The following is a 23,823-nucleotide window of genomic DNA, read 5'->3' on the forward strand; positions in this document are numbered from 1 at the left end:
CGGGGGGACACCCATGACCAGCGAGATCACCCTTTTCGTCAATCCCACCGCGGGACGCGGCCGGGGCGCGCACGCCGCGCAGCCGGCCGCCCGCGCGCTCAGGGACGCCGGATTCTCCGTCCGTACCGTCCTCGGCGCCGACGCCGACGACGCCCTGCGGCGGGCCCGCGACGCCGTCGACGGCGGCACCGGCGCACTCGTCGCCGTCGGTGGCGACGGCATGATCTCGCTCGCCCTCCAGGCCCTCGCCGGCACCCGGACCCCGCTCGGCGTGGTCGCCGTCGGCACCGGGAACGACTTCGCCCGCACCCTCGGCCTGCCCGTACGCGAGCCCGCGGCCGCCGGCCGGCTCGCCGCCGAGCTGCTCAAGGGCGGCGGCGGACGCGACATCGACCTCGGCAGGGTCGGCGACCGCTGGTTCGGCACCGTCCTCGCCTCAGGCTTCGACTCCCGCGTCAACGACCGAGGCAACCGCATGAAGCTGCCCGTCGGCCGCTTCAAGTACGACCTCGCCATGATCGCCGAGCTCGCCGCTTTCCGGCCCGTCCCCTACCGCCTCACCCTCGATGACGGCACCGAGCGGGAGGTCGAGGCCACCCTCGTCGCCGTCGGGAACGGCACCTCGTACGGCGGCGGCATGCGCATCTGCGCCGGCGCGCGCATGGACGACGGCCTCTTCGACGTCACCGTCGTCGGCGACTGCTCCCGTACGACCCTGATCAAGGTCTTCCCCCGGGTCTACCGCGGCACCCACCTCGACCACCCCAAGGTCACCGTCCACCGCGTCCGTGCCCTCACCCTCGACGCCCCCGGCATCACCGGCTACGCCGACGGCGAGCCGCTGGGGCCCCTGCCGCTGACCGCCGAGTGCGTGCCCGGAGCGCTGCGCGTCCTGGCGCCCCAGGGGAGGCGCTCGGGCCGGGAATCCGTCGGTCATTAAAGATCGCGTCAGTGTCAGAGGTGGCGGGTAGGCTCGAGAGCAAGATGACAGAGGACCTCACACCAGCCGAAGCGTACGCAGCTGCTCGGGCCCGCAACGCCGAGCAGGCCACGGCGCTGGCCCCCTTCCGCGAGATGTACGAATTCGGTCTGGACCCCTTCCAGATCGAGGCCTGCCAGGCCCTCGAGGCGGGCAAAGGCGTGCTCGTCGCCGCCCCCACGGGCTCGGGCAAGACCATCGTCGGCGAATTCGCCGTCCACCTCGCCCTGCTCCAAGGGCGCAAGTGCTTCTACACGACACCCATCAAGGCGCTGTCGAACCAGAAGTACGCCGACCTCGTGAAGAGGTACGGACCCGGCAAGGTCGGCCTCCTCACCGGCGACAACAGTGTCAACGGCGACGCTCCGATCATCGTCATGACCACCGAGGTCCTCCGCAACATGCTGTACGCGGGGTCCCAGGCCCTCAGCGGCCTCGGCTACGTGGTCATGGACGAGGTCCACTACCTCTCAGACCGCTTCCGCGGCGCCGTCTGGGAGGAAGTGATCATCCACCTCCCCGAGTCCGTGACCCTGGTCTCACTCTCCGCGACGGTCTCGAACGCCGAGGAGTTCGGCGACTGGCTCGACACCGTCCGCGGCGACACCGAGGTCATCGTCTCCGAGAGCCGCCCCGTGCCGCTGTGGCAGCACGTGCTCGCCGGCCGCCGGATGTACGACCTCTTCGAGGAGGAGACCGACCACGGCGGCCGCGGCGCGTCCCGCCGTGAGGTCAACCCCGACCTGCTGCGCCTGGCGCGCACCGAGAACTCCCGCACGTACAACCCGCGTGAGCGCCGCCGGGGCAAAATGATCCGCGAGGCCGACCGCGAGCGCGAGCGCCGTCAGCGCTCCCGCATCTGGACGCCCGGACGGCCCGAGGTCATCGAACGCCTCGACGCCGAAGGGCTCCTGCCCGCCATCACCTTCATCTTCAGCCGGGCCGGCTGCGAGGCCGCCGTCCAGCAGTGCCTCTACGCCGGGCTGCGGCTCAACGACGACGAGGCCCGCCACCGGGTCCGCGAGATCGTCGAGGAGCGCACCGCCTCCATCCCCTCCGAAGACCTCCACGTCCTCGGGTACTACGAGTGGCTGGAAGGCCTGGAGCGCGGCATCGCCGCCCACCACGCCGGAATGCTCCCCACCTTCAAGGAAGTCGTCGAGGAACTCTTCGTACGCGGCCTCGTCAAGGCCGTCTTCGCCACCGAGACCCTCGCGCTGGGCATCAACATGCCCGCCCGTTCGGTGGTCCTGGAGAAGCTCGTCAAGTGGAACGGCGAACAGCACGCCGACATCACTCCCGGCGAGTACACGCAGCTCACCGGGCGCGCCGGACGCCGTGGCATCGACGTCGAGGGCCACGCCGTCGTCCTGTGGCAGCGCGGCCTCGACCCCGGCCACCTCGCCGGACTCGCCGGCACGCGCACGTACCCGCTGCGCTCCAGCTTCAAGCCCTCGTACAACATGGCCGTCAACCTGGTCGACCAGTTCGGGCGCCACCGCTCCCGCGAGCTGCTCGAGACCTCCTTCGCGCAGTTCCAGGCCGACCGTTCCGTCGTCGGCATCTCCCGCCAGGTCCAGAAGAACGAAGAGGGCCTCGAGGGCTACAGGGAGGGGATGACCTGCCACCTCGGGGACTTCGAGGAGTACGCGCGGCTGCGCCGCGACCTCAAGGACCGCGAGACCGACCTGGCCAAGCAGGGCGCCGCACAGCGCCGTGCCCAGGCCGCCGCGTCCCTGGAGAAGCTCAAGCCCGGTGACGTCATCCACGTCCCCACGGGCAAGTTCGCCGGACTCGCTCTCGTCCTCGACCCCGGCATCCCCGCCGGGCGGACCAACGGCCACCGCGGCTTCGAGCACCACGACGGGCCCCGCCCGCTCGTGCTCACCGCCGAACGGCAGGTCAAGCGGCTCGCCTCGATCGACTTCCCGATCCCGGTCGAGGCCATGGAGCGCATGAGGATCCCCAAGTCCTTCAACCCGCGCTCCCCGCAGTCCCGACGGGACCTCGCCTCCGCGCTTCGCACCAAGGCCGGGCACCTCAACCCCGAGCGGCACCGCAGGGAGCGCTCGGCGGCCGCCGACGACCGCGAGATCAACCGGCTGCGCACCGAACTGCGCGCCCACCCGTGCCACGGCTGCGACGAGCGCGAGGACCACGCCCGCTGGGCCGAGCGCTACCACCGGCTCCAGCGCGACACCCGGCAGCTGGAACGGCGCATCGAAGGCCGCACCAACACCATCGCCCGCACCTTCGACCGGATCGTCGCGCTCCTCACCGAGCTCGATTACCTCCGCGGCGACGACGTCACCGACAACGGCAAGCGGCTCGCGCGGCTCTACGGCGAACTCGACCTGCTGGCCAGCGAATGCCTCCGCGACGGTGTCTGGGAGGGCCTGACACCGCCCGAACTGGCCGCCTGTGTCTCCGCGTTGGTGTACGAGGCACGGCAGTCCGACGACGCCGTGCCGCCGAAGCTTCCCACCGGGAACGCGAAGGCCGCGCTCGGCGAGATGGTGCGGATCTGGGGGCGGCTCGACGCCCTGGAGGAAGAGTTCAAGATCAACCAGGCGGAAGGGGTCGGACAGCGCGAACCCGACCTCGGCTTCGCCTGGGCCGCCTACCAGTGGGCCTCCGACAAGGGGCTCGACGAAGTCCTGCGCGAGGCCGAGATGCCCGCCGGCGACTTCGTCCGCTGGTGCAAGCAGGTCATCGACGTCCTCGGACAGATCGCCGCCGCCGCACCCAAGGAGAACAGCACCGTCTCCAAGAACGCGCGCAAGGCGGTCGAATCGCTGCTGAGGGGTGTCGTCGCCTACAGCTCGGTGGGCTGACCTCCGACGTCGACGTGCTGAACTCACCCGCAGGGGCCCGTGGTTGATGCCACGGGCCCCTGCGCGTCGCGGCCTTCGTCCGAGGGTGGCCCGGGTTGTCCACAGGGTGTTGTCCACAGGGGTGGCGGAGTGTCAGGCCTCTCCGATTCCATGGACTCACACACCGGGCATCACCGCTGGGAGGGGACGCACGTGACCACGCAAGCCGGTTCGGCCGCCGTCGAGGAGACGGCCGACGGACACTCGATCGTGCCGGGGCCACGAGGCGTACCGCTGCTCGGAAACCTGCCCGAGTTCGGCAAGGACCCGCTCGCCTTCTTCGAGCAGCTGCGCGAGCGCGGAGACTTCGTCAGCTGGCGCTTCGGACCGGGCCCCGCACTCTTCATCGCCCACCCCGACACCATCGGGGAACTCCTCACCGAAGTCGAGCGCACCTTCGACCAACCCGACCTCGGCATCGCCTTCCGCACCTTGCTCGGCAACGGAGTTGTCGTCGCCAAGGGCGCCGACTGGCGCCGCAAGCGCTCCCTCGTCCAGCCCTCCGTCCGGCCCAAGCAGGTGCGGTCCTACGCCGCCACCATGGCCGAGTGCGCCATCGCCCTCGCCGACCGGTGGAGCGACGGGCAGCGCATCGACATCAAGAAGGAGATGGCCGCCCTCACCCAACTCATCGCCGTCCGCACCATCTTCGGTGTCGACACCGCCGCCGACGCCGAAGCCATCGGCCGTGCCATGGACGTCGCGCAGAAGGAGATAGGCGCCGAGTTCAGCGGCATCGGCGCCCTGCTGCCCGACTGGGTTCCCACCCCGGGACGCGCACGCATCAAGCGGGCCACCGCCGTCATCGACGCCGAGGTCTCCCGCGTCGTCGCCCGCCACCGCGAGGGCGACACCGAACGGCCCGACCTGCTCAGCCGCCTCCTCGCCGCCCAGGACGAGACCGGTGCCCACCTCTCCGACCAGGAGATCCGCGACGAGACCGTCACGCTCTACATCGGCGGACACGAGACCACGAGCTCGACCCTCGTCTGGGCGTGGCACCTGCTCTCGCACAACCCCCGGGTGCGCGAGACGCTCGCCGAGGAACTCGACCGCGTCCTCGGCGACCACGAACCCGGCTTCGACGACTACGCGCGACTGACCTACACCCAGGCCGTCGTGAAGGAGACCCTGCGGCTCTACCCGACCATCTGGCTCCTCACCGGCATCGCCAAGGAAGGTGCCACGCTCGGCGGCATGCCGATCGCACGCGGGACACGGGTGTGGAGCAGCCAGTGGGCCACCCACCGCGACGGCCGCTGGTTCACCGACCCCGAAGAGTTCCGTCCCGAACGCTGGGGCACGGCGGAGGGCGAGGCCGCCGAGGAGATACCGGAGTACGCCTGGTTCCCGTTCGGTGGCGGGCCGCGCGTCTGCCTCGGCACGCGGTTCGCGATGGTCGAGGCCGTCCTCATCCTCGCCGTCCTCGCCCGCCGGTTCCGCCTCGACCTCGACCCCGGGGAGATCCGCCCCGTACCGAGCCTCACGCTCCAGCCGGACCGGGAGGTCCACGCCACGGTCCGGGCGCGCGCTGAGGAATGATTCCCGCATGAAGATCACGGCTCGGGGACTCAACCGCTCCACACTGGCCCGGCAGTTGCTGCTGCGGCGCGAGAAGCTCGGTGCCGCCGAAGCGGTGCGGCGCGTCGTCGCGCTGCAGGCCCAGCAGCCCGCGTCGCCCTACCTCGCGCTGTGGAACAGGACCGTCGCGTTCGATCCGACCGATCTCGACGCCGCCTTCGCTCACGGGACGGTCGTCAAGTCGACACTCATGCGGATCACCCAGCATGCCGTCCACGCCGACGACTACCGGCCCTTCCGGGAGGCCCTCCACCCCGTGCTGAGGTCCGGCCGGCTCGGGGGCCGCTTCACGGCGTCGGGTCTGACCCCGGCCGACGCCGACGCGCTCGTCCCTGAACTGCTCGCGTTCGCCGACCGGCCCCGGACGAACGCGGAGTACGAGGCATGGCTCGAGCAACGGGTGGGCACCCCGCCGAAGTCCGGGGCCTGGTGGGGGCTGCGGCACTACACACCGCTGCTGCACGCGCCCACCTCGCCACCGTGGTCGTTCGGGGAACAACCCGCGTACGTCGCACCCCCCGACCCGCCGGCGCCGCCGGAGCCGGAGGCGTCCGACGCCGCTCTGCGGACGCTGGTCCTGCGCTATCTCGAAGGGTTCGGGCCGGCGTCGGTGCCGGACATGGCGCAGTTCGGGATGGTTCAGCGGGCCAGAGTCAGAAAGGCACTCGAAGCGCTGACCGACGACCTCGAGCGGTGGGAGGGGCCGGACGGCGAGGAGCTGTTCGACGTACCGGGCGCACCACGCCCGGACGAGGACACGCCCGCCCCGCCGCGGCTGATGGCGATGTGGGACAGCACCCTGCTGGCCTACGCGGACCGGGGCCGGGTCATCCCACCCGACTACCGCACGGTCGTCATACGCCGGAACGGAGACGTGCTGCCGACCCTGCTGGTCGACGGCTACGTCGCCGGGGTGTGGCGCCCCGTCGAGGGAGGCATCGAGGCGACCGCCTTCCACGACCTGCCGGACGAGGCCTGGGAGGGATTGGAAGACGAGGCCGGCGCACTGGTGGCCTTCCTCGCCGACCGCGACCCGGAGGTCTATCGCCGCTACGGCCACTGGTGGAGCAAGCTGCCGAACGCCGAGACCCGACTGCTGCCCGGGCTGTTGGGCGGGGGCGCGCGGACCTGAGGATCCGAGGGCCTGAGGGCCTGAGGGCCTGAGGGATGGTACGGGCGCATCCGCGTCCGGTCGGGGTCGAACTTCTCAGGCCGGCAGGGGAGTCGGCTGCTTCGCCGCCCGCAGCCCCAGGAAAACGAGCAGTCCGAACGGGGACAGGAGGATCGTGAGGACCAGCAACGGGCCCATGAGCAGGGGTGAGAGCCCCAGTCGGCGCGCCTCCCGGTACATCCACTGGCCCAGCAGCAGGTCCCAGGCGATGACCTGCGCCCAGATCGCCCCCGCGCCGTTCGCCAGCGCCGTGAGGTCACGGAACGTGTCGATGTCGGGGCTGCTGACCGCCGTCCACAGTTCGGGGAACACCGGGAGCGCCATCGCGAGGTAGACCGCCAGGATCGGTACGACGGTCAGCGGTGAGGCCGCGATCCGCTCCGTGCCACGCCACCCCGGCGCGAAGATCATCAGCAGCCAGACGGGTGCGGCGAGGTAGAAGCCGAGCTCGAACAGGAAGCCGGTCATGCGATGAACTCCTCTGTGGCGAGGGCGGTTTCGGTGCCGGCGGGCTTGCGCAGAGCCGCCCATGTCGCCGCCGCGCCGAGCAGCGCGATCGCGCCGGCCGCGGCGAGGGTGACGCCGTCGGGGTCCAGCAGCGCCTGACCGCGCAGCGCCTGCCAGGTGACGAGGGCGAACACCGCCGCGTATGTCCCCGCGACCACGAGCGTCAGTCGCAGCCGCACCCGCTCGTCGCGCAGCCGGGCGTACCTCGGGGCGAGGGTGACGAGGAGGAGTAGCAGGAGCGGGATCACCTGGAGGGCGTGCATGCCGAAGAAGTGCGCGATGCGCAGATCGCCGCCGGTCGTGGACCAGCCGGTCACGGGCATCGAAGGGCCGCCGTCCGGGACACCGACGCTGTGCGCGCCGTTGATGGGTGCGTCGTCCCCGGCCGCGAGCTGCTCCGGGGTCGGCTGGACCATCAGGAAGCCCACAGCCGCGCCGACGAGCGCGATCAGGGAGCCGAGCCGTACGGCCCAGGCGGTGGCGCGGTCCAGGATCCGGGCGCGCAGCAGCAGGATCGCGATGACCAGTGCGGCGAGCCAGAGGACGACGACGGTCGCGCCCATGGCCTGGAAGACGGCGGCGTCGAAGTCCGTCTGGTTGTTGAAGTGGCTCTGGGTGCCGCGGACCACCTGCATGGTGATCAGCACCATCTCGCCGGCACTCGCCAGGGCGAGCACCGTGCCCGCCCACCAGCCGATCCGCCGGCCGCGGGGGAGCAGGGTGAGCATCCAGGCGAGCGTCATGCAGTACGCGACGAACGAGACCGCGAACTTGAACGGCTTCGTCCAGATCGGCACGCCGACCAGGATCCGGTCGTCGAAGAGCAGGCCGCCGATCGAGACCAGGGCGAGTAACACCATGGACGCGGAGAACCAGACGAGAGGCCGGTGGAGCTCACTGACTCGCGGAAACGGTGAGGACATAGTTACCCCCGTGACTATGGATAGCGACACTTGCCACTATCTGATAGCGCCACTATCTATGATGGAGGGGCCGGTCGGCAAGGCCGGGGGCAGGATCGGGAAGGTGAACGCAGAGTGCGCATCGGAGAGTTGAGCCGCAGGACCGGGGTGTCCGTGCCGACGATCAAGTACTACGTACGGGAAGGGCTGTTGCCGGCCGGGCAGTTGACGAGCCCGAATCAGGCCTCGTACGACGAGACGCATGAGCGGCGCCTGCGCCTGATCCGGGCGCTCCTGGATGTCGGCGGACTGTCCGTCGCCGGGATCCGCGAGGTTCTCGCGGCGATCGAGGACCGGGAGCGGCCGGTGCACAAGATGCTGGGCACGGCGGCGAACCGGGTGGTGCCGCGCTACAGCGAGGAGCCGGGGGAGGGTGTCGCCGCGGCGCGGAAGGTGGTGGCGGAGCTGATCGCGCGGCGCGGCTGGCACGTGTACGAGAGCAACCCGGCTGCGGAGGCGCTCGCGATCGCCTTGGCCGCGCTGACGGAGGTCGGCCACGGGCACTTCACGCAGGTGCTCGACGCGTACGCGGGGGCAGCGGAGCAGGTGGCGCAGGCGGACCTGGAGTACGTGGCGCGGAACGTGGAGCGGGAGGACCTGGTGGAGAGCGTGGTGGTGGGGACGGTGTTGGGGGACGCGGTGTTCGGGGCGCTGCGGAGGCTGGCGCATGTGGATGCGTCGGGGAGGGTTTTCGGTACGGGGGAGTGACGTCGCCCTTGCGCGTGCGGGCGCCTTCGGGTCCCGCCTCCGGGGTGCCCGCCCTTGCGTGTGCGGGTGCCTCGGGGTGGCCCCGGGGCCCTGGCGTGAACGTCCCTTTAACGGGCGCCGCCCCCGTGGGTTGTGCCCACCCGTTCCGCCCTGCGGAACAGTTGCCCACAACAGGTCAGGGGTGGGATGGGAGCGCCCCGGCGGGACCGGCGCCCACAGCGGTGGGGGCGGGGGCGAAGGGCCCCCGCCGGGGTCAGTTCTCCTGTTCGCGTTCCACCTGGTCGTTCCATTCGCGCTTGATCGCGCGCCAGGCCTCGTCCGTCTTGCCCAGGCGCCAGTAGCCCGAGATCGACAGGCGCTCGCGGGGCACCTCGCGCTCCAGGCGGAGGTGGCGGCGGAGGTCCTTCACGAAGCCCGCCTCGCCGTGGACGAAGGCGTGGACGTCGCCCGCCGGGAAGTCCAGGCTCTTCACCGCGTCCAGCAGCGCCGCGCCCGTCGGGCGGTCGCCGCGGTGCAGCCAGGTCACCTCGATGCCCGCCGCCGTCGCGAACTTCTGCTCCTCCGTCGCGTCCGCGACCTCCAGGAACGCGTGCACCGCCGAACCCTCCGGCAGCCGCTCCAGGGCCACCGCGATCGCCGGCAGCGCGCTCTCGTCGCCCACCAGCAGGTGCCAGTCCGCCGTCGAGTCCGGCGCGTAGCCGCCGCCCGGCCCCAGGAAGCGCATCGTGTCGCCCGCCTGGGCCCGCGCCGCCCACGGCCCCGCCAGGCCCTCGTCGCCGTGGACCACGAAGTCGACGGTCAGCTCGCGGTGGAGCGGGTCCCAGCTCCGTACCGTGTACGTCCGCGTGGTGGGCCACTGCTCGCGCGGGAACTCCTCGCGGATCCGCTCCATGTCGAACGGCTCCGGATAGCTCACACCCTCCGGCGCGAACAGCAGCTTCACGTAGTGGTCGGTGTACTCGCCCGGCTCGAACGCGTCGAGGCCGTCCCCGCCCAGCACCACCCGCACCATGTGCGGCGTGATCCGCTCCGTGCGCACCACCCGCGCCTCGTGGGCCTTCGGTGCCTTGCGGGCCGGCTGCTCTGCCACGACGGTCTCCCCTGACTCTACGAACTTAGGTATGCCTAAGCTAGCATCCCGCGGAGCCCCCGCCCAGAACGCCTCAGCGCTCGAGCACCGGCAGCAGCCTGCCGACCGCCCCGCCCAGACCCCAGCGCGTCACCAGCTCCGCCAGCGCCTCCGGGTCCCGCGGCGCGCCCGGCAGGGCCGGGTCGAAGTCCGGCAGCGGTACGTCCCCGGCCACCCGGACGACCGTCGGGGCGACGTCCAGATACGCGGCCGCCTCGACGATCCCGCGCCGCTTGGCCGGGGTCAGCTTCGACGTGCGGTCCACGGCGGCCGCGCGCACGCCCGCCAGATCGTCGTACTCCGTGATCAGCTGCGCGGCCGTCTTCTCGCCGATGCCCTTCACCCCGGGCAGCCCGTCGCTGGCGTCGCCGCGCAGCGCCGCGAAGTCGGCGTACTGGTCGGCTCGCACCCCGTACTTCGTACGGATCAGCTCGCCGTCGACCAGGTCGCAGTCGCCGACGCCCTTGCGCGGGTACAACACGCGCACCCCGCGCTCGTCGTCGACCAGCTGGAAGAGGTCACGATCGCCCGTGACGATGTCCACCGGGCCCTTCGCCTGCCCGGCCAGCGTGCCGATGACGTCGTCCGCCTCGTAGCCCGCGACCCCGACCCGGGCGATGCCCAGGGCGTCCAGGACGGCCTCGATCACCGGCACCTGAGGGGAGAGCGTGTCGGGGATCTCCTCCTCGTCCGGCCCCGTCTCGGTCTCCACGGCGACCCGGTGCGCCTTGTACGAGGGGATCAGGTCCACCCGCCACTGCGGGCGCCAGTCGGCGTCCATGCAGGCGACGAGGTCGTCGGGGTGGTGGTCCTGGACGAGCCGGGTGATGAAGTCCAGCAGGCCGCGCACGGCGTTGACCGGCGTGCCGTCGGGGGCCCGGACCGAGTCCGGCACACCGAAGTACGCGCGGAAGTAGAGAGAGGCGGTGTCGAGGAGCATCAGGCGTCGCGTCACACCCCGATCATGCCGCACCCCACCGACACCCGCCCCGAACTCACACCCGCCCCGGACTCACACCCCGCCCCCGAACCGACACCCACCCCGGACTCACACCCGTCCCGAACCGCCATCGGTCCCGACCGACATCGCGGCTCGGTTCCGGCGACCTCGCGTGACCCCCGTCACCTTTGGGTTTGCCCCGCAGGGCCCGGGGCAGGCGCGGGCCCGGAGCGGACCCGGTACGGGATTCGACAACGAATCGTCGTACGTCACGGGAGTCGCGGGCCGAAACCGCCCCGCTCCACGGCCCGGCTGCGGGGGTGGCTGGCCGTTTTCGTTTCAACACGCGAGGTATATGTGTCCAGGCTCCAGGCCGACCACCTGTTCAAGGTGTTCGGCAGACGACCCGACGAAGCCGTCAAGAAACTCAGTGACGGTGCGGACCGCGACGAGCTCCGCACCGACGGCACGACGGCGGCCGTGATCGACGCGTCCTTCACCGTCGAGCCCGGCCAGATCTTCGTCGTGATGGGTCTGTCCGGATCCGGCAAGTCCACCCTCCTGCGCATGCTCAACGGCCTGCTCGAGCCCACCGCGGGCCGCGTGCTGTTCGACGGCAAGGACCTCACCGCGCTCAGCCCCCGCGATATGCGCACCGTGCGGTCCACGAAGATCAGCATGGTTTTCCAGCACTTCGCCCTCTTCCCGCACCGCAGCGTCCTCGAGAACGCGGCGTACGGCCTGGAGGTCCAGGGCGTCCCGCGCGCCGAGCGCGAGAAGCGCGCCACCGAGGCCCTGGAGATGTGCGGCCTCGCCGGCTGGGAGAAGTCCTGGCCCGACGAGCTGTCCGGCGGCATGCAGCAGCGTGTGGGCCTCGCCCGCGCGCTCGCCACCGACGCCGACCTGCTGCTCATGGACGAGTCGTTCAGCGCCCTCGACCCGCTGATCCGCCGCGACATGCAGGACCAGCTCCTCGAACTGCAGAAGCGTCTGAAGAAGACCATCGTCTTCATCACCCACGACCTCAACGAGGCCATGCGTCTCGGCGACCGCATCGCGGTGATGCGCGACGGCCGGATCGTCCAGCTCGGCGACGCCGAGGACATCCTGGTCCGCCCCGCCAACGACTACGTCGCCTCCTTCATCCAGGACGTCGACCGCTCCCGCGTCCTCACGGCCGCCGCCGTGATGACTGAGTCCGAGCACCCCACACCGGACAGCTGCGACTGCGAGACCGTCGGCCCCGACACCCTCGTCGCCGACCTGTGCGCGGTCAGCGCCCGCGTCCCGCACCCGGTGGCGGTCAAGGACACCCACGGCGCCGTCCTCGGCGTCGTACCGCAGTCCCGCCTGATCGGCTTCATCGGAGACGAGCAGCGCCCGCCCGTTGCCTGCACCACCGGTACGAAGGAGGTGGCCACCGATGCCTAGGCTCCCTCTCGGCCAGTGGGTCGACAGCTCCGTCGACTGGCTCCAGGCTCAGCTCTCCTGGCTCTTCGACGCCGTCACCGCCGTCGTCACCGGTCTCTACGACGGCATCGACGCGGTCCTCTCCGCGCCCGAGCCCCTGATCTTCGCCGGCATCCTCGCCGTCGTGGCCTGGTGGCTGCGCGGGCTGACCGCCGGTGTGCTCGCCTTCGCGGGCTTCGCGCTCGTCGACTCCATCGAGCTGTGGGACGACGCCATGTCGACCCTCTCCCTGGTGCTCGTCGCGACCCTCGTGACCCTGGTGATCGCGGTCCCGCTCGGCATCTGGGCGGCCCGATCCAAGACGGTCAGCGCCGTGTTGCGCCCCGTCCTGGACTTCATGCAGACCATGCCCGCCATGGTCTACCTGATCCCCGGCATCATCTTCTTCGGCGTCGGCGTGGTCCCCGGCATCATCGCCACCATCGTCTTCGCCCTGCCGCCGGGCGTGCGGATGACCGAGCTCGGCATCCGTCAGGTCGACGGCGAGCTGGTCGAGGCGGCCGAGGCGTTCGGCACCACCCCGCGCAACACCCTGCTGCGCGTCCAGCTGCCGCTCGCCCTGCCCACGATCATGGCCGGCATCAACCAGGTCATCATGCTGGGCCTGTCCATGGTCGTCATCGCCGGCATGGTCGGCGGCGGCGGGCTCGGCGGCGCGGTCTACCGCGCCATCGGCAACGTCGACATCGGCCTCGGCTTCGAGGCCGGCATCTCCATCGTCATCCTCGCCATGTACCTGGACCGGATGACCGGCGCGCTGGGCCGGCAGGTCTCGCCGCTCGGCCGCCGGGCGCTCGCCAAGGCGCGGGCCGCGAGTGCGGCACGTGCCGGGGCGAAGCTCTGGTCCCACCGCCCGCAGCCCGTCACCGCGCTCGTCGGCGTGGTCATCCTTGCCCTCGTCGCGGGCGGCATGGGCTTCCTCGGCGGCGGTACGGCGTCGACGACGGCCGGCGGCAAGGACATCGGCCACGGCAAGAAGATCAGCCTCGGCTACATCCCCTGGGACGAGGGCATCGCCTCCACCTTCCTCTGGAAGGAACTGCTTGAGCGGCGCGGCTACGAGGTCGACACCAAGCAGCTGGAGGCCGGCGCGCTCTACACCGGTCTCGCGGGCGGTCAGATCGACTTCCAGACCGACTCCTGGCTCCCGGTCACGCACGCCCAGTACTGGGAGAAGTACCAGAACAAGCTGGAGGACCTCGGCTCCTGGTACGGCCCGACCTCCCTCGAGCTGTCCGTGCCGTCCTACATGAAGGGCATCGACTCGCTCGAGGACCTCAAGGGCAAGGGCGGCCAGTTCAAGGGCCGGATCATCGGCATCGAGCCGAGCGCCGGAATGATGGGCATCCTCAAGGACAAGGTCCTGAACGACTACGGCCTGGCCGGCGAGTACAAGGTCGTCGACGGCTCCACGCCCGGCATGCTCGCCGAGCTGAAGCGCGCCTACGACAAGAAGGAGCCGGTCGTCGTCACGCTCTGGTCCCCGCACTGGGCGTACTCGACGTACGACCTGAAGAAGCTCAAGGACCCGAAGGGATCCTGGGGCACGGGCGACGGCGTCCACACCCTCGCCCGCAAGGGCTTCACCGCCGACAACCCCGAGGTCGGCGCCTGGCTGAAGAACTTCAAGCTGACCGAGAAGCAGCTCACGGACCTCGAAGCCGCCATCCAGGCGACAGGCAAGGGCAAGGAGCAGGAAGCGGTCCGCGGCTGGCTGGAGAAGAACCCCGGCCTCGCCGAGAAGCTCGCCCCGCAGTAGAAAGCCAGTCCACGACTCCTGTCCGAAAAGGGGTGGTCGCCGAGCGTATTCGGCGGCCACCCCTTTTCGCCACGACGCGAAACCGTGCCCCAAAGCTGCGTAAGGTTCAGGTAACCGACCAGTACGCAGGGACGAGGCACGAGGGAGGGAGCCGACATGGACGAGAAGGAATCACTGCGCGTGGGCGCGGCCGTCAAGAGGCGCCGCAGAGCGCTCAAGCTCACTCTGGCCGTCGTCGCCTCGCGCAGCGGCCTGTCCGTGCCCTTCCTCAGTCAGATCGAGAACGAGCGGGCCCGGCCGAGCACGCGGTCCCTGCAGCTCGTCGCCGGAGCCCTGGAGACCACGGCCGCCGAACTGCTGGCCGCGGCGGAGTCCGCCCGTACCGTCGACGTCGTACGGGCCGCCGAGCAGCTGCACGACATGCCCACCGGGGTACGCCCCCTGGTCCGCGGCCGGCACCAGCTGCACGCGCTGGAGTTCACCGGCGAGCGGGACGCCGGCCGCGAATTCCAGCACCGCAACGACGAGTTGTTGTTCGTCGCCGACGGCGCCGCCGAGGTCGAGGCCGAGGGCCGGGCGTACCGGCTCGAACGCGGGGACACGCTGTATCTCTCCGGAGGCGTACGGCACCGGTGGCGCGCCACGGAGTCCGGCACCCGCCTGCTGGTCGTCGCCGTCGCCGAGCACATCGAGGCCGACGACAGATGAGCCCGGGGGCCCGTGTCGTCTCCCTCGTCCCCTCGCTGACCGAGGCGGTCGCCGTGACCGCCCCCGGACTGCTCGTCGGCGCCACCGACTGGTGCAGCCACCCCGCGGATCTCGACGTCGTACGGATCGGGGGCACCAAGAACCCCGACGTCGCCGCGATCACCGCCCTCGGACCCGACCTGGTGATCGCCAACGAGGAGGAGAACCGCGCCCCCGACCTGGCCGCGCTGCGCGCCGCCGGGATCGAGGTCCTGGTCACCGAGGTGCGCACGCTCGACCAGGCGTTCCGCGAGCTGGAGCGGGTCCTGCGCGCCTGCGGTGTCCCCGACCGGCCGCGCTGGCTGGACGAGGCGGAGGAGGCCTGGGCCGCCGTGGAGACGCCGGGATCGGGGGCGGAGCCGGGGTCTGGGTCCGGGTTCGGGTCAGGGCCTGGGGCAGGGCCTGGGCCTGGACCTGGGTCGGGCCCGCAGCTCACCGCCGTCGTGCCGATCTGGCGGCGGCCCTGGATGGTCCTCGGCCGTGACACCTTCGCGGGCGACCTGCTGGCCCGCCTCGGCGTCCGGCAGCTGTACGCCGGTCACACCGAGCGCTATCCGCGCATCCCCCTCGACGAACTCCGGGCCGCCGGCGCCGACCTGGTCGTCCTGCCGGACGAGCCGTACCGCTTCACGCGCGACGACGGGCCCGAGGCGTTCCCCGGGACCGCCGCCGCGCTCGTCAGCGGGCGCCATCTCACGTGGTACGGGCCGTCACTGGCCGAGGCGCCCCGGGTCCTCGCCCGGGAGCTGCGAGCAGCGCACCGCTGAACAGCCCGCGCAGGGTGTGGAATCCGGCCACCAGCCAGGCCACGACGAGGAACACGTACAGGGCGATCGCGAGCCAGCGGAAGGCGGCGAGGCCGGTGTGGTGGGCGAGCCCCTCCGCGCCGGTCACACAGGTGCCGACCGGGAAGGTGAAGGCCCACCAGGTCATCGCGAACCCCATGCCCTGCCGCCGCGCGCGGAGCACCATCGCGCCGGCGAGTGCCGACCACAGCAGGGCGAAGCCCATCACCGGCACGCCGTAGAGGACGGCGAAGGCGGCGAAGCCGTGTGTGTACGGGGCGGGCAGCACGCCGGGAGCGACGTCGGCGAACTTGTTCGCGGCGGTGGTCGACTGGCCCAGCGGGCCGAGGACCAGGAAGAGGGTGGGGGTGAGGGCGAGGGGCAGGGGTCCGCCGGTGACGAGCCGGCCGAAGACCAGCGGCAGCATCACGAGGGTGGCGAGCAGGCTGATGCCGAACATGGCGTAGCAGGCGAGGAGGAGGGTCTCCTGGGCCTGGCCGACGGGCAGGTGGGGCACGAGCAGCGGGCCGAGGGCGGCGGACACCATCGGGGCGACGACCGGGAGGAGCCAGACCGGTGACGCGCTCTCGATCTTGTGGTGCACCACCATGAGGTACGGGATCGCGACCGCGGCGGCCAGGCCGATGGCCGTACCGGCGGTGAACAGGACGGTGTCGACGGCGACGGCCGCGGGGAGACCGATCCAGTCCTGGCCGACGATCAGGGCGCCGCCGCCGACCGCGAGCAGGGCCATCGACAGACAGCCGTAGAACGGGGCCACTGCCGGGTCCATGAGGTGGTCGCGGGCCCGGTCGCGATGGTGGACCCAGTGCAGGGCGCGGGCCGTGAGCAGGGCGAGGAGCATCGCGAAGGAGAGCGCCCAGACGGCGGTGCACGCGGTGCGCAGACCGGGGGCGTCGACAGGGAGGGTCGCTCCCGCGTTGGCGACGATGGCGGTGCCCATCACCGAGGCGTACCAGTTGGGGCCGAGGTGACGGACCGCGGCCGCCCGCACGCCGGGGGTGGTGGCGCGGGGGGCCGGACGGGAAGGTGCGAGGGTTGCCATGGCTCCACCCTCGTACCGCCGGTCGGCCCCGACCAGGGATCTTGGCACTATGACGTCATAAGCTGACTTTATGAGCAGCGAGCCTACCGAGACTTCACCCCTGTCCCACCGGGTCCCCGACCTCGGCGCGCTCGAACTCCTGCTGGCCGTCGCCCGGCACGGCAGCCTTGGGCGGGCGGCCCGCGAGGTGGGCATCACGCAGCCCGCCGCGAGCAGCCGGATCCGGTCGATGGAGCGACAGCTCGGCGTCGCGCTGGTGGACCGCTCGCCGCGCGGCTCGCGCCTCACCGACGCGGGGGCGCTCGTGACCGACTGGGCGCGGCGGATCGTGGAGGCGGCGGAGGCGTTCGACGCGGGCGCTCAGGCGCTGCGGGGGCGTCGGGACTCGCGGCTGCGGGTGGCCGCGTCGATGACGATCGCCGAGTATCTGCTGCCGGGCTGGCTGATCGCGCTGCGCCCGGAGCGGCCGGATACGGCGGTGTCGCTGATGGCGGGGAACTCGGCGGCGGTCGCGGAGCGGCTCCTCGCCGACGAGGCGGACCTGGGGTTCGTGGAGGGGCTCGCCGTGCCCGACGGTCTGGACGGGGCGGTCGTCGCCCGTGACCGGCTCGTCGTGGTCGCCGCCCCGTCCCACCCGTGGGCCCGCCGCCGCAGGCCGCTGGACCCCGGCGAGCTGGCCGCGACCCCGCTGATCCTGCGCGAACGAGGCTCGGGCACCCGCCAGGTCCTCGACTCCGCGCTCTCCGCCCACGGCGGACTCGCCCAACCGCTCCTCGAACTCGCCTCCACCACGGCCGTCAAGGCCGCGGCGGTCAGCGGCGCGGGCCCCGCCGTCCTGAGCGAACTCGCCATCGCGGAGGAGCTGGCCTCCCGACGCCTGGTCGAGATCCCGGTCGAGGGAGTCCTGCTCCGCCGCGACCTCCGCGCGGTCTGGCCGACCGGTCATCGGCCTACGGGCCCGGCGCGGGATCTGCTGTCGCTGACCCGGGCGAGGCCGACGGGCTGACGGGGCGACGGGGCGGGGCCGGACGACGGGGCGCTGCGGGCCGGTTGTGGCCGGTCGCGCAGTTCCCCGCGCCCCTGGGGGGATCAGGGTCGTGCTGAGGGTGCGGGCCGGTTGTGGCCGGTCGCGCGGTTCCCCGCGCCCCTGGGTGGATCGGGGTCGTGCTGAGGGTGCGGGTGGGTTGTGGTTGAGCGCGTAGTTCCCCGCGCCCGCTCGGGGCGGGGCCGGACGACGGGGCGCTGCAGGCCGGTTGTGGCCGGTCGCGCAGTTCCCCGCGCCCCCATGGGGCGCTTGTCAGCCTGCCGCTGCCGCGATCAGGCCCCGCATCACCCGCAGGTCCTCGCCCATCTCCGGGTGCCACTGGACGCCCAGCGCCCAGGTCGGGTCGGGCAGTTCGATCGCCTCGACCGTGCCGTCCTCCGCGTACGCCGAGGCGGTCAGGCCCTTGCCCAGGCGGTCCACGGCCTGGTGGTGGTAGGTCGGCACCGAGGTCAGTTCCGGGACCAGGGAGGCGTACCGCGTCCCCGGGACCGGCTTCACCGCGTGGCGGCCGATCACGCCGACCGACTCCACGTGGCCGTCCAGGTGCTGGATCAGGGTGCCGCCGAGCGCCACGTTGAGCAGCTGCATGCCCCGGCAGATGCCGAGCACCGGGGTGCCGGCGGCCAGTGCCGCCTCGACCAGGGCCAGCTCCCACGCGTCCCTGGCCCGGGCGGGCGGGCCGGTACGGGGATCGGGCGCGGCCCCGTACCGTACCGGCTCGACGTCCGCGCCGCCCGCGACCACCAGGCCGTCGAGCCGGGCCACCACCGCCGCCGCGGCGGACGGCTCGTCCGGCGGGAGCATCGCCGCGAGGCCGCCGCTCGCCTGGACCAGGCGGGGGTACTGCGCCGGCAGCAGGGCCGCGGGCATGTCCCACACCCCCCACCGGGCCTGGTCCAGATAGGTCGTCACGCCGATGAGCGGCTTGGACACGTCGTATTCCTCCGGAAGAGAGTGGTGGTCAGTCGCGTTCGAGTTCGGCCTCGGCCGCCGCCAGCGCCGCGAACTCCTCCTCCGGCGCCTTGGCCACCAGATGGTGCCGACTGTAGAACGCGAAATAGGCGAGTGCGATCACATAGACCCCCAGCGCGATCAGAGCCGCGTCCTTGTCGACCAGGAAGGTCGCCACCAGCGCCGACAGGGCGAGGACGAAGGCCACGGACGAGGTCACCACGCCGCCGGGAGTCCGGTAGGGGCGGTGCAGCTCCGGTTCGCGGCGGCGCAGCACGATGTGGGAGAGCGCCATCAGGGCGTACGAGATGGTCGCGCCGAACACCGCGATGTTCAGCATCCGCGCACCGTTCCCGGTCCCCGCGGCGAGCGCGAAGCCGATCGCGCCCGGGATGAGCAGCCCCAGGTACGGCGACTTGCGGCGGCTCGTCAGGGACAGGAACCGGGGCAGGTACCCGGCCCTGGACAGGGCGAAGAGCTGACGCGAGCCCGCGTAGATGAGGGAGAAGAACGAGGCGACGAGCCCCGCGAGGCCCGCGTAGTTCACGAAGCGGCTGAGCGCCGTCGGGTCCCCGTCGCCCTGCAGCGCTACGACCAGCGGGTTCCCCGCCTCCTGGATGGCGGCCGAGCCGCGCGCCCCGGTCGCGGCGAAGAAGGTCACCACGGCGAGCAGCACCAGGATGCCCATGGACAGGGCGAGCGCCTTCGGCATCGAGCGGACCGGGTCCTTCGCCTCCTCCGCCGCGAGCGGCACACCCTCGACTCCGAGGAAGAACCACATGCCGAAGGGGAACGCCGCCCAGATCCCGAGCAGGCCGTACGGCAGCCAGGAGTTGGAGCCCAGCGCCTCGGTGTCGACCGGGATGTCGTTCAGCCCGTCGACGTGGAAGTCGCTCAGCGCGCCCAGCGCGAAGATCACGAGCGCCGCCACGGCGATCGCCGTCACGATCAGGCTGAACCGCAGTGCCTCGCCCACGCCCCACAGGTGGATCCCTATGAAGATCACGAAGCAGGCGAGATAGACCGGCCAGCCCGACTCCAGGCCGAACAGGCCGAGCGATTCGACGTAGTCGCCGATGAAGATGGAGATCGCGGCGGGGGCGAGGATGTACTCGATGAGGATCGCGGTGCCGGTGAGAAAGCCGCCCCAGGTGCCCAGCGCCCGGCGCGCGAAGCCGTAGCCGCCGCCCGCGGTGGGCAGGATCGCGGAGAGCTCGGCGAGCGCGAAGACGAGACAGGCGTACATCGCGCCCATCAGCACGGTGGCGACGGCGAGTCCGCCGAATCCGCCCTTGGACAGGCCGATGTTCCAGCCGGAGAAGTCGCCGGAGACGACGTAGGCGACGCCGAGTCCGGTGAGCAGCAGCCAGCCGGCGCTGCCGCGGCGCAGGGCCCGGCGTTCGAGGTAGTCGTCAGGTGCTGTCTTGTCCCCGGTGGTGTCTTCGAGCGTCATGGCAGCGTCAGCTCCCGCGTCGGGCCCAATGGAATGGGACCATACCTTTGCGCCGGGTCGGCCGGAACGCAACCCCCGTGCGTTACTTTCGGGTTACGTGAGCGACCCGGTCCGCCTCACGTCAGGAAGCCGCGCAGCAGCGCCGCCGTACCCCCGCAGTGTTCGCGCATGACCTCGCGGGCCGCGTCCGCGTCGCCGTCGAGGACGGCCTCCACCAGCGCGGTGTGCTGGTGCTGCGAGTGCTCCAGGTTGCGTACGAGCAGCGGGATGCAGTCCAGGAGGTCGTTGACCGTCGCCCGGACGGCCGCGTACTGGGCGGTGAGCGTCGGGGAGCCGGAGAGTTCTGCCAGCGTGAGATGGAGCAGCGTGTCCTGGCGCCGGTAGTCGGCCAGCGGGGCGTCGTGCGTGGCCGCGAGCGAGGTGCGCAGCCGTTCCGCGCCCGCGTCGTCGAGCCCGTGCGCCGCGCACAGCCCCGCCGCACCGACCTCCAGGACCTCGCGGAAGCGCAGGGTGTCCTCGACGTCGATCGTGGCGATCCGGCGCCTCAGCTCGTCCTCGTCGGCCGTCTGCGGCCGGTGCAGCACGAACGTTCCGCCGTACCGGCCGCGCCGGCTCTCCACGAGCCCCTGCTCCTGGAGGACCTTCAGGACCTCGCGCAGGGTGACCCGGCTGATCCCCATCCGGTCGGCCAGCTCCCGCTCGGCGGGCAGCCGTTCGCCGCCGGGGACCAGTCCGAGCCGGACGACCTGGAGGATCTGCTCCAGCGCCTCCTCGAAGCCGTTGCCTGCCCGCACAGGCCGCAGCACGGGCGTCAGCCGGTCCGGGGCGCCACTCGGCGCCGCGTCCATGTCCCCACCGATCTTCGCCACGTTGCGGTTTCCCCTTCCCAAGCAATGGTCTTCGGCAATACCTTATGGCTCCCGGCTGGCCGAAGGAGGAGTAATCCCGTGGCAGACCGCAAAGCCCCGCTCTCCGTCGAGGAGCTCCGTGCCCTCGTCGCGAGCGGTGAGATCGACACAGTCGTCCTGGCCTTCCCCGACATGCAGGGGCGGCTCCAGGGCAAGCGGTTCGCCGCACCGTTCTTCCTCGACGAGGTCCTCGACCACGGCACCGAGGGCTGCAACTATCTCCTGGCCGTCGACGCGGAGATGAACACGGTCGACGGATACGAGATGTCCTCCTGGGACCGCGGCTACGGCGACTTCGCCATGCACCCCGACCTCTCCACCCTGCGCCGCGTCCCCTGGAACGAGGGTACGGCGATGCTGATCGCCGACCTCGCCTGGAACGACGGCTCACCCGTCGTCGCCGCCCCCCGCCAGATCCTCCGCCGTCAGCTTGAGCGGCTCGCCGAACACGGTTTCACCGCCCACGTCGGCACGGAGCTCGAGTTCATCGTCTTCAAGGACACCTACGAGCAGGCCTGGGACGCGAACTACCGCGGCCTGACCCCCGTCAACCAGTACAACATCGACTACTCCGTCCTTGGCACCGGCCGCATCGAGCCGCTCCTGCGCCGGATCCGCAACGAGATGGCCGGCGCCGGACTGACCGTCGAGTCCGCCAAGGGCGAGTGCAACCCGGGCCAGCACGAGATCGCCTTCAAGTACGACGAGGCCCTCGTCACCTGCGACCAGCACGCCGTCTACAAGACGGGCGCCAAGGAGATCGCCGCCCAGGAAGGCGTCTCGCTCACCTTCATGGCGAAGTACAACGAGCGCGAGGGCAACTCCTGCCACATCCACCTCTCCCTCCAGGACGCCGACGGCACCAACGTCATGGCCGGGGACGGCCCGGGCGGGATGTCGGAGGTCATGCGGCACTTCCTGGCCGGCCAGCTCGCCGCCCTGCGCGAGTTCTCGCTCCTCTACGCGCCCAACATCAACTCCTACAAGCGCTTCCAGCCCGGCTCCTTCGCCCCCACCGCCGTCGCCTGGGGCGTGGACAACCGCACCTGTTCGCTGCGCGTCGTCGGCCACGGCCGCTCGATGCGCTTCGAGAACCGCCTGCCCGGCGGAGACGTCAACCCGCACCTCGCCGTCGCGGGCCTCGTCGCCGCCGGCCTGTACGGCATCGAGCAGCGGCTCGAACTGCCCCCGGCCTGCGACGGAAACGCCTACACCGCCGAGTACGCCCACGTCCCCACCACCCTGCGCGAGGCCGCCGAGCTCTGGGAGACCAGCCCGATCGCCAAGGCCGCCTTCGGAGACGAGGTCGTCGCGCACTACCGCAACATGGCCCGCGTCGAACTGGACGCGTACGACGCCGCGGTGACCGACTGGGAGCTGCGCCGCTCCTTCGAACGCATGTGAGGAACGAGTTGCCGCACGAACTGCTTGTCCTGAACCCGGCGACCGAGGAGCTCGTCGCCACCGTCCCCGCCGCCACCCCGACCGACGTCGACGCGGCCGTCGTACGGGCGACCGAAGCCCAGCGCGGCTGGGCCGCAGCCGCCCCGGCCGACCGGGCCCGGCTGCTGCGCCGCTTCGCCGCCGTCGTCGACGCCCACACCGAGGAACTGGCCCTCCTCGAAGTCCGCGAGGCCGGCCACACCCTCGGCAACGCCCGCTGGGAGGCGGGCAACGTCCGCGACCTGCTCGACTACGCGGCCGGGGGAGTGGAGCGGCTGAACGGCCGCCAGATCCCCGTCGCCGGCGGGCTCGACATCACCGTCCTCGAACCCCTCGGCGTCGTCGGCGTGATCGCGCCCTGGAACTTCCCCATGCCGATCGCCGCCTGGGCCACCGCCCCGGCCCTCGCCGCCGGCAACGCGGTGATCCTCAAGCCCGCCGAGACCACCCCGCTCACCGCGCTCCGCCTCGCCGAGCTCGCCCTGGAGGCCGGACTCCCCGAGGGCCTCTTCCAGGTCCTGCCGGGCGAGGGCGCCGTCGCGGGCAACGCGCTCGTCGAACACCCCGGCGTCGCCAAGATCGTCTTCACCGGCTCGACGCGGGTCGGGAAGAGCATCATGGCCAAGTGCGCCGACCAGGTGAAGCGCGTGACGCTCGAACTCGGCGGCAAGAGCCCGAACATCGTCTTCGCCGACGCCGACATCGAGGCCGCCGCGGCGGCGGCGCCGATGTCCTTCCTCGACAACAGCGGCCAGGACTGCTGCGCCCGCACCCGCATCCTGGTCCAGCGCTCGGTGTACGACCGCTTCCTGGAGCTGCTCGCCCCGGCCGTCGAGGAGATCGTGGTCGGCGACCCGGCCGACGAGAAGACCCAGATGGGCCCGCTCATCTCCCGGGCCCAGCTGGAGCGCGTCCGGGCGTACGTCCCCGACTCCCTCCCCGGCATCCGGGGCAAGGCCCCCGAGGGCCCGGGCTTCTGGTTCCCGCCGACCGTCCTCACCGGCCTCGCCGAGGACGCGCCCTGCGCGGTCGAGGAGGTCTTCGGACCGGTCGCCGTCGTCCTGCCCTTCGAGGACGAGGCCGACGCCGTACGCCTCGCCAACGCCACCGAGTACGGCCTGTCCGGCTCGATCTGGACCCGGGACGTGGGCCGCGCCCTGCGCGTCTCGCGCGCCGTCCGGGCCGGCAACCTCTCCGTCAACTCGCACTCCAGCGTCCGCTACTGGACCCCGTTCGGCGGCTACCAGCAGTCCGGCCTCGGCCGGGAGCTCGGCCCCGACGCCCTCACCGCCTTCACCGAGACCAAGAACGTCTTCATCAGCACGGAAAGCACGGAGGCCTGAACC

General features: G+C 71.7%; 20 protein-coding genes. 12 read left to right on the forward strand and 8 right to left on the reverse strand.

Annotated elements, in window-relative coordinates; translation table 11 throughout:
* Nucleotides 1-13: 13 nt before the first annotated feature.
* From ACFV9D_RS33970 to ACFV9D_RS33985, 4 genes are all read left to right on the forward strand, one after another.
* Nucleotides 14-940: a diacylglycerol kinase gene (locus tag ACFV9D_RS33970; RefSeq protein ID WP_385155096.1), complete on the forward strand. Its 927-nt coding sequence runs from the start codon at nucleotides 14-16 to the stop codon at nucleotides 938-940.
* Between the two features lie 44 nt (nucleotides 941-984).
* On the forward strand, nucleotides 985-3,813 hold the full coding sequence (locus ACFV9D_RS33975) for a DEAD/DEAH box helicase (RefSeq protein WP_385155099.1): 2,829 nt from the start codon (nucleotides 985-987) through the stop codon (nucleotides 3,811-3,813).
* 192 nt (nucleotides 3,814-4,005) lie between these two features.
* Complete coding sequence (locus ACFV9D_RS33980) at nucleotides 4,006-5,394, forward strand: cytochrome P450 (RefSeq protein WP_385155102.1); 1,389 nt, start codon at nucleotides 4,006-4,008, stop codon at nucleotides 5,392-5,394.
* A gap of 7 nt (nucleotides 5,395-5,401) precedes the next feature.
* A complete protein-coding gene (locus tag ACFV9D_RS33985) occupies nucleotides 5,402-6,565 on the forward strand; it encodes a winged helix DNA-binding domain-containing protein (protein WP_385155105.1) in 1,164 nt (387 codons plus the stop codon).
* A 75-nt stretch (nucleotides 6,566-6,640) separates the two neighbouring features.
* Here ACFV9D_RS33985 and ACFV9D_RS33990 read toward each other — a convergent pair whose 3' ends face one another.
* Nucleotides 6,641-7,072 carry an ABA4-like family protein gene (locus ACFV9D_RS33990; RefSeq protein WP_385155108.1) on the reverse strand — a complete coding sequence of 144 codons (432 nt, stop codon included), beginning with the start codon at nucleotides 7,070-7,072 and terminating at the stop codon, nucleotides 6,641-6,643.
* Entirely contained in the window at nucleotides 7,069-7,971 is a 903-nt protein-coding gene (locus tag ACFV9D_RS33995) for a hypothetical protein (RefSeq protein WP_385155111.1), read from the reverse strand. The genes ACFV9D_RS33990 and ACFV9D_RS33995 overlap by 4 nt, the downstream gene beginning before the upstream one ends.
* Nucleotides 7,972-8,148: 177 nt before the next feature.
* Here ACFV9D_RS33995 and ACFV9D_RS34000 point away from each other — a divergent pair, with 177 nt between their 5' ends.
* Nucleotides 8,149-8,781, forward strand: a complete 633-nt coding sequence (locus tag ACFV9D_RS34000) for a MerR family transcriptional regulator (RefSeq protein WP_385155113.1) — start codon at nucleotides 8,149-8,151, stop codon at nucleotides 8,779-8,781.
* Between the two features lie 253 nt (nucleotides 8,782-9,034).
* Here the strand turns inward: ACFV9D_RS34000 and ACFV9D_RS34005 are convergent, their stop codons facing one another.
* Both ACFV9D_RS34005 and ACFV9D_RS34010 read right to left on the reverse strand, forming a co-directional pair.
* Nucleotides 9,035-9,871, reverse strand: a complete 837-nt coding sequence (locus tag ACFV9D_RS34005; protein ID WP_385155116.1) for a siderophore-interacting protein — start codon at nucleotides 9,869-9,871, stop codon at nucleotides 9,035-9,037.
* Between the two features lie 73 nt (nucleotides 9,872-9,944).
* Nucleotides 9,945-10,850, reverse strand: a complete 906-nt coding sequence (locus ACFV9D_RS34010; RefSeq protein ID WP_385155182.1) for a 5'-3' exonuclease H3TH domain-containing protein — start codon at nucleotides 10,848-10,850, stop codon at nucleotides 9,945-9,947.
* 357 nt (nucleotides 10,851-11,207) lie between these two features.
* Between ACFV9D_RS34010 and ACFV9D_RS34015 the strand changes: the two genes are divergently transcribed.
* From ACFV9D_RS34015 to ACFV9D_RS34030, 4 genes are all read left to right on the forward strand, one after another.
* Entirely contained in the window at nucleotides 11,208-12,281 is a 1,074-nt protein-coding gene (locus tag ACFV9D_RS34015; protein WP_385155119.1) for a glycine betaine/L-proline ABC transporter ATP-binding protein, read from the forward strand.
* A complete protein-coding gene (locus ACFV9D_RS34020) occupies nucleotides 12,274-14,079 on the forward strand; it encodes an ABC transporter permease/substrate binding protein (protein WP_385155121.1) in 1,806 nt (601 codons plus the stop codon). The genes ACFV9D_RS34015 and ACFV9D_RS34020 overlap by 8 nt, the downstream gene beginning before the upstream one ends.
* A gap of 156 nt (nucleotides 14,080-14,235) precedes the next feature.
* The gene (locus ACFV9D_RS34025) at nucleotides 14,236-14,787 is read left to right on the forward strand and encodes a helix-turn-helix domain-containing protein (RefSeq protein ID WP_385155124.1); all 552 of its coding nucleotides are present in this window, start codon (nucleotides 14,236-14,238) and stop codon (nucleotides 14,785-14,787) included.
* Entirely contained in the window at nucleotides 14,784-15,593 is an 810-nt protein-coding gene (locus ACFV9D_RS34030; RefSeq protein ID WP_385155127.1) for a helical backbone metal receptor, read from the forward strand. Before ACFV9D_RS34025 ends, ACFV9D_RS34030 begins: the two co-directional genes overlap by 4 nt.
* Here the strand turns inward: ACFV9D_RS34030 and ACFV9D_RS34035 are convergent.
* Complete coding sequence (locus tag ACFV9D_RS34035) at nucleotides 15,520-16,677, reverse strand: TDT family transporter (protein ID WP_385155130.1); 1,158 nt, start codon at nucleotides 16,675-16,677, stop codon at nucleotides 15,520-15,522. The two genes, ACFV9D_RS34030 and ACFV9D_RS34035, sit on opposite strands and share 74 nt — an antisense overlap.
* A 70-nt stretch (nucleotides 16,678-16,747) precedes the next feature.
* Here ACFV9D_RS34035 and ACFV9D_RS34040 point away from each other — a divergent pair, with 70 nt between their 5' ends.
* Nucleotides 16,748-17,683: a LysR family transcriptional regulator gene (locus ACFV9D_RS34040; protein WP_385155133.1), complete on the forward strand. Its 936-nt coding sequence runs from the start codon at nucleotides 16,748-16,750 to the stop codon at nucleotides 17,681-17,683.
* Nucleotides 17,684-17,974: 291 nt separating this feature from the next.
* Here the strand turns inward: ACFV9D_RS34040 and ACFV9D_RS34045 are convergent, their stop codons facing one another.
* The 3 genes from ACFV9D_RS34045 to ACFV9D_RS34055 form a co-directional block, all read right to left on the reverse strand.
* Complete coding sequence (locus tag ACFV9D_RS34045) at nucleotides 17,975-18,655, reverse strand: gamma-glutamyl-gamma-aminobutyrate hydrolase family protein (RefSeq protein WP_385155136.1); 681 nt, start codon at nucleotides 18,653-18,655, stop codon at nucleotides 17,975-17,977.
* A 28-nt stretch (nucleotides 18,656-18,683) separates the two neighbouring features.
* Complete coding sequence (gene eat / locus ACFV9D_RS34050) at nucleotides 18,684-20,126, reverse strand: ethanolamine permease (RefSeq protein WP_385155139.1); 1,443 nt, start codon at nucleotides 20,124-20,126, stop codon at nucleotides 18,684-18,686.
* Between the two features lie 116 nt (nucleotides 20,127-20,242).
* A complete protein-coding gene (locus ACFV9D_RS34055; RefSeq protein ID WP_385155185.1) occupies nucleotides 20,243-20,974 on the reverse strand; it encodes a FadR/GntR family transcriptional regulator in 732 nt (243 codons plus the stop codon).
* 99 nt (nucleotides 20,975-21,073) lie between these two features.
* On the opposite strand from ACFV9D_RS34055, the gene ACFV9D_RS34060 reads away from it, so the two are divergent.
* Together ACFV9D_RS34060 and ACFV9D_RS34065 are read left to right on the forward strand one after the other, a co-directional pair.
* On the forward strand, nucleotides 21,074-22,438 hold the full coding sequence (locus ACFV9D_RS34060; RefSeq protein WP_385155142.1) for a glutamine synthetase family protein: 1,365 nt from the start codon (nucleotides 21,074-21,076) through the stop codon (nucleotides 22,436-22,438).
* Nucleotides 22,405-23,820 carry an aldehyde dehydrogenase family protein gene (locus ACFV9D_RS34065; protein WP_385155188.1) on the forward strand — a complete coding sequence of 472 codons (1,416 nt, stop codon included), beginning with the start codon at nucleotides 22,405-22,407 and terminating at the stop codon, nucleotides 23,818-23,820. The genes ACFV9D_RS34060 and ACFV9D_RS34065 overlap by 34 nt, the downstream gene beginning before the upstream one ends.
* Nucleotides 23,821-23,823 lie beyond the last annotated feature (3 nt).

The sequence above is a fragment of the Streptomyces sp. NPDC059875 genome, assembly GCF_042731085.1.
GTDB lineage: Bacteria > Actinomycetota > Actinomycetes > Streptomycetales > Streptomycetaceae > Streptomyces.

Coding starts and splice junctions, on each gene's coding strand:
- ACFV9D_RS33970 (WP_385155096.1), top strand. CDS start 14: ATGACCAGCGAGATCACCCTTTTCGTCAATCCCACCGCGGGACGCGGC.
- ACFV9D_RS34010 (WP_385155182.1), bottom strand. CDS start 10,850: ATGCTCCTCGACACCGCCTCTCTCTACTTCCGCGCGTACTTCGGTGTG.
- eat (WP_385155139.1), bottom strand. CDS start 20,126: ATGACGCTCGAAGACACCACCGGGGACAAGACAGCACCTGACGACTAC.
- ACFV9D_RS34020 (WP_385155121.1), top strand. CDS start 12,274: ATGCCTAGGCTCCCTCTCGGCCAGTGGGTCGACAGCTCCGTCGACTGG.
- ACFV9D_RS33975 (WP_385155099.1), top strand. CDS start 985: ATGACAGAGGACCTCACACCAGCCGAAGCGTACGCAGCTGCTCGGGCC.
- ACFV9D_RS34035 (WP_385155130.1), bottom strand. CDS start 16,677: ATGGCAACCCTCGCACCTTCCCGTCCGGCCCCCCGCGCCACCACCCCC.
- ACFV9D_RS34030 (WP_385155127.1), top strand. CDS start 14,784: ATGAGCCCGGGGGCCCGTGTCGTCTCCCTCGTCCCCTCGCTGACCGAG.
- ACFV9D_RS34025 (WP_385155124.1), top strand. CDS start 14,236: ATGGACGAGAAGGAATCACTGCGCGTGGGCGCGGCCGTCAAGAGGCGC.
- ACFV9D_RS33985 (WP_385155105.1), top strand. CDS start 5,402: ATGAAGATCACGGCTCGGGGACTCAACCGCTCCACACTGGCCCGGCAG.
- ACFV9D_RS34040 (WP_385155133.1), top strand. CDS start 16,748: ATGAGCAGCGAGCCTACCGAGACTTCACCCCTGTCCCACCGGGTCCCC.
- ACFV9D_RS33990 (WP_385155108.1), bottom strand. CDS start 7,072: ATGACCGGCTTCCTGTTCGAGCTCGGCTTCTACCTCGCCGCACCCGTC.
- ACFV9D_RS34055 (WP_385155185.1), bottom strand. CDS start 20,974: ATGGACGCGGCGCCGAGTGGCGCCCCGGACCGGCTGACGCCCGTGCTG.
- ACFV9D_RS33995 (WP_385155111.1), bottom strand. CDS start 7,971: ATGGTGTTACTCGCCCTGGTCTCGATCGGCGGCCTGCTCTTCGACGAC.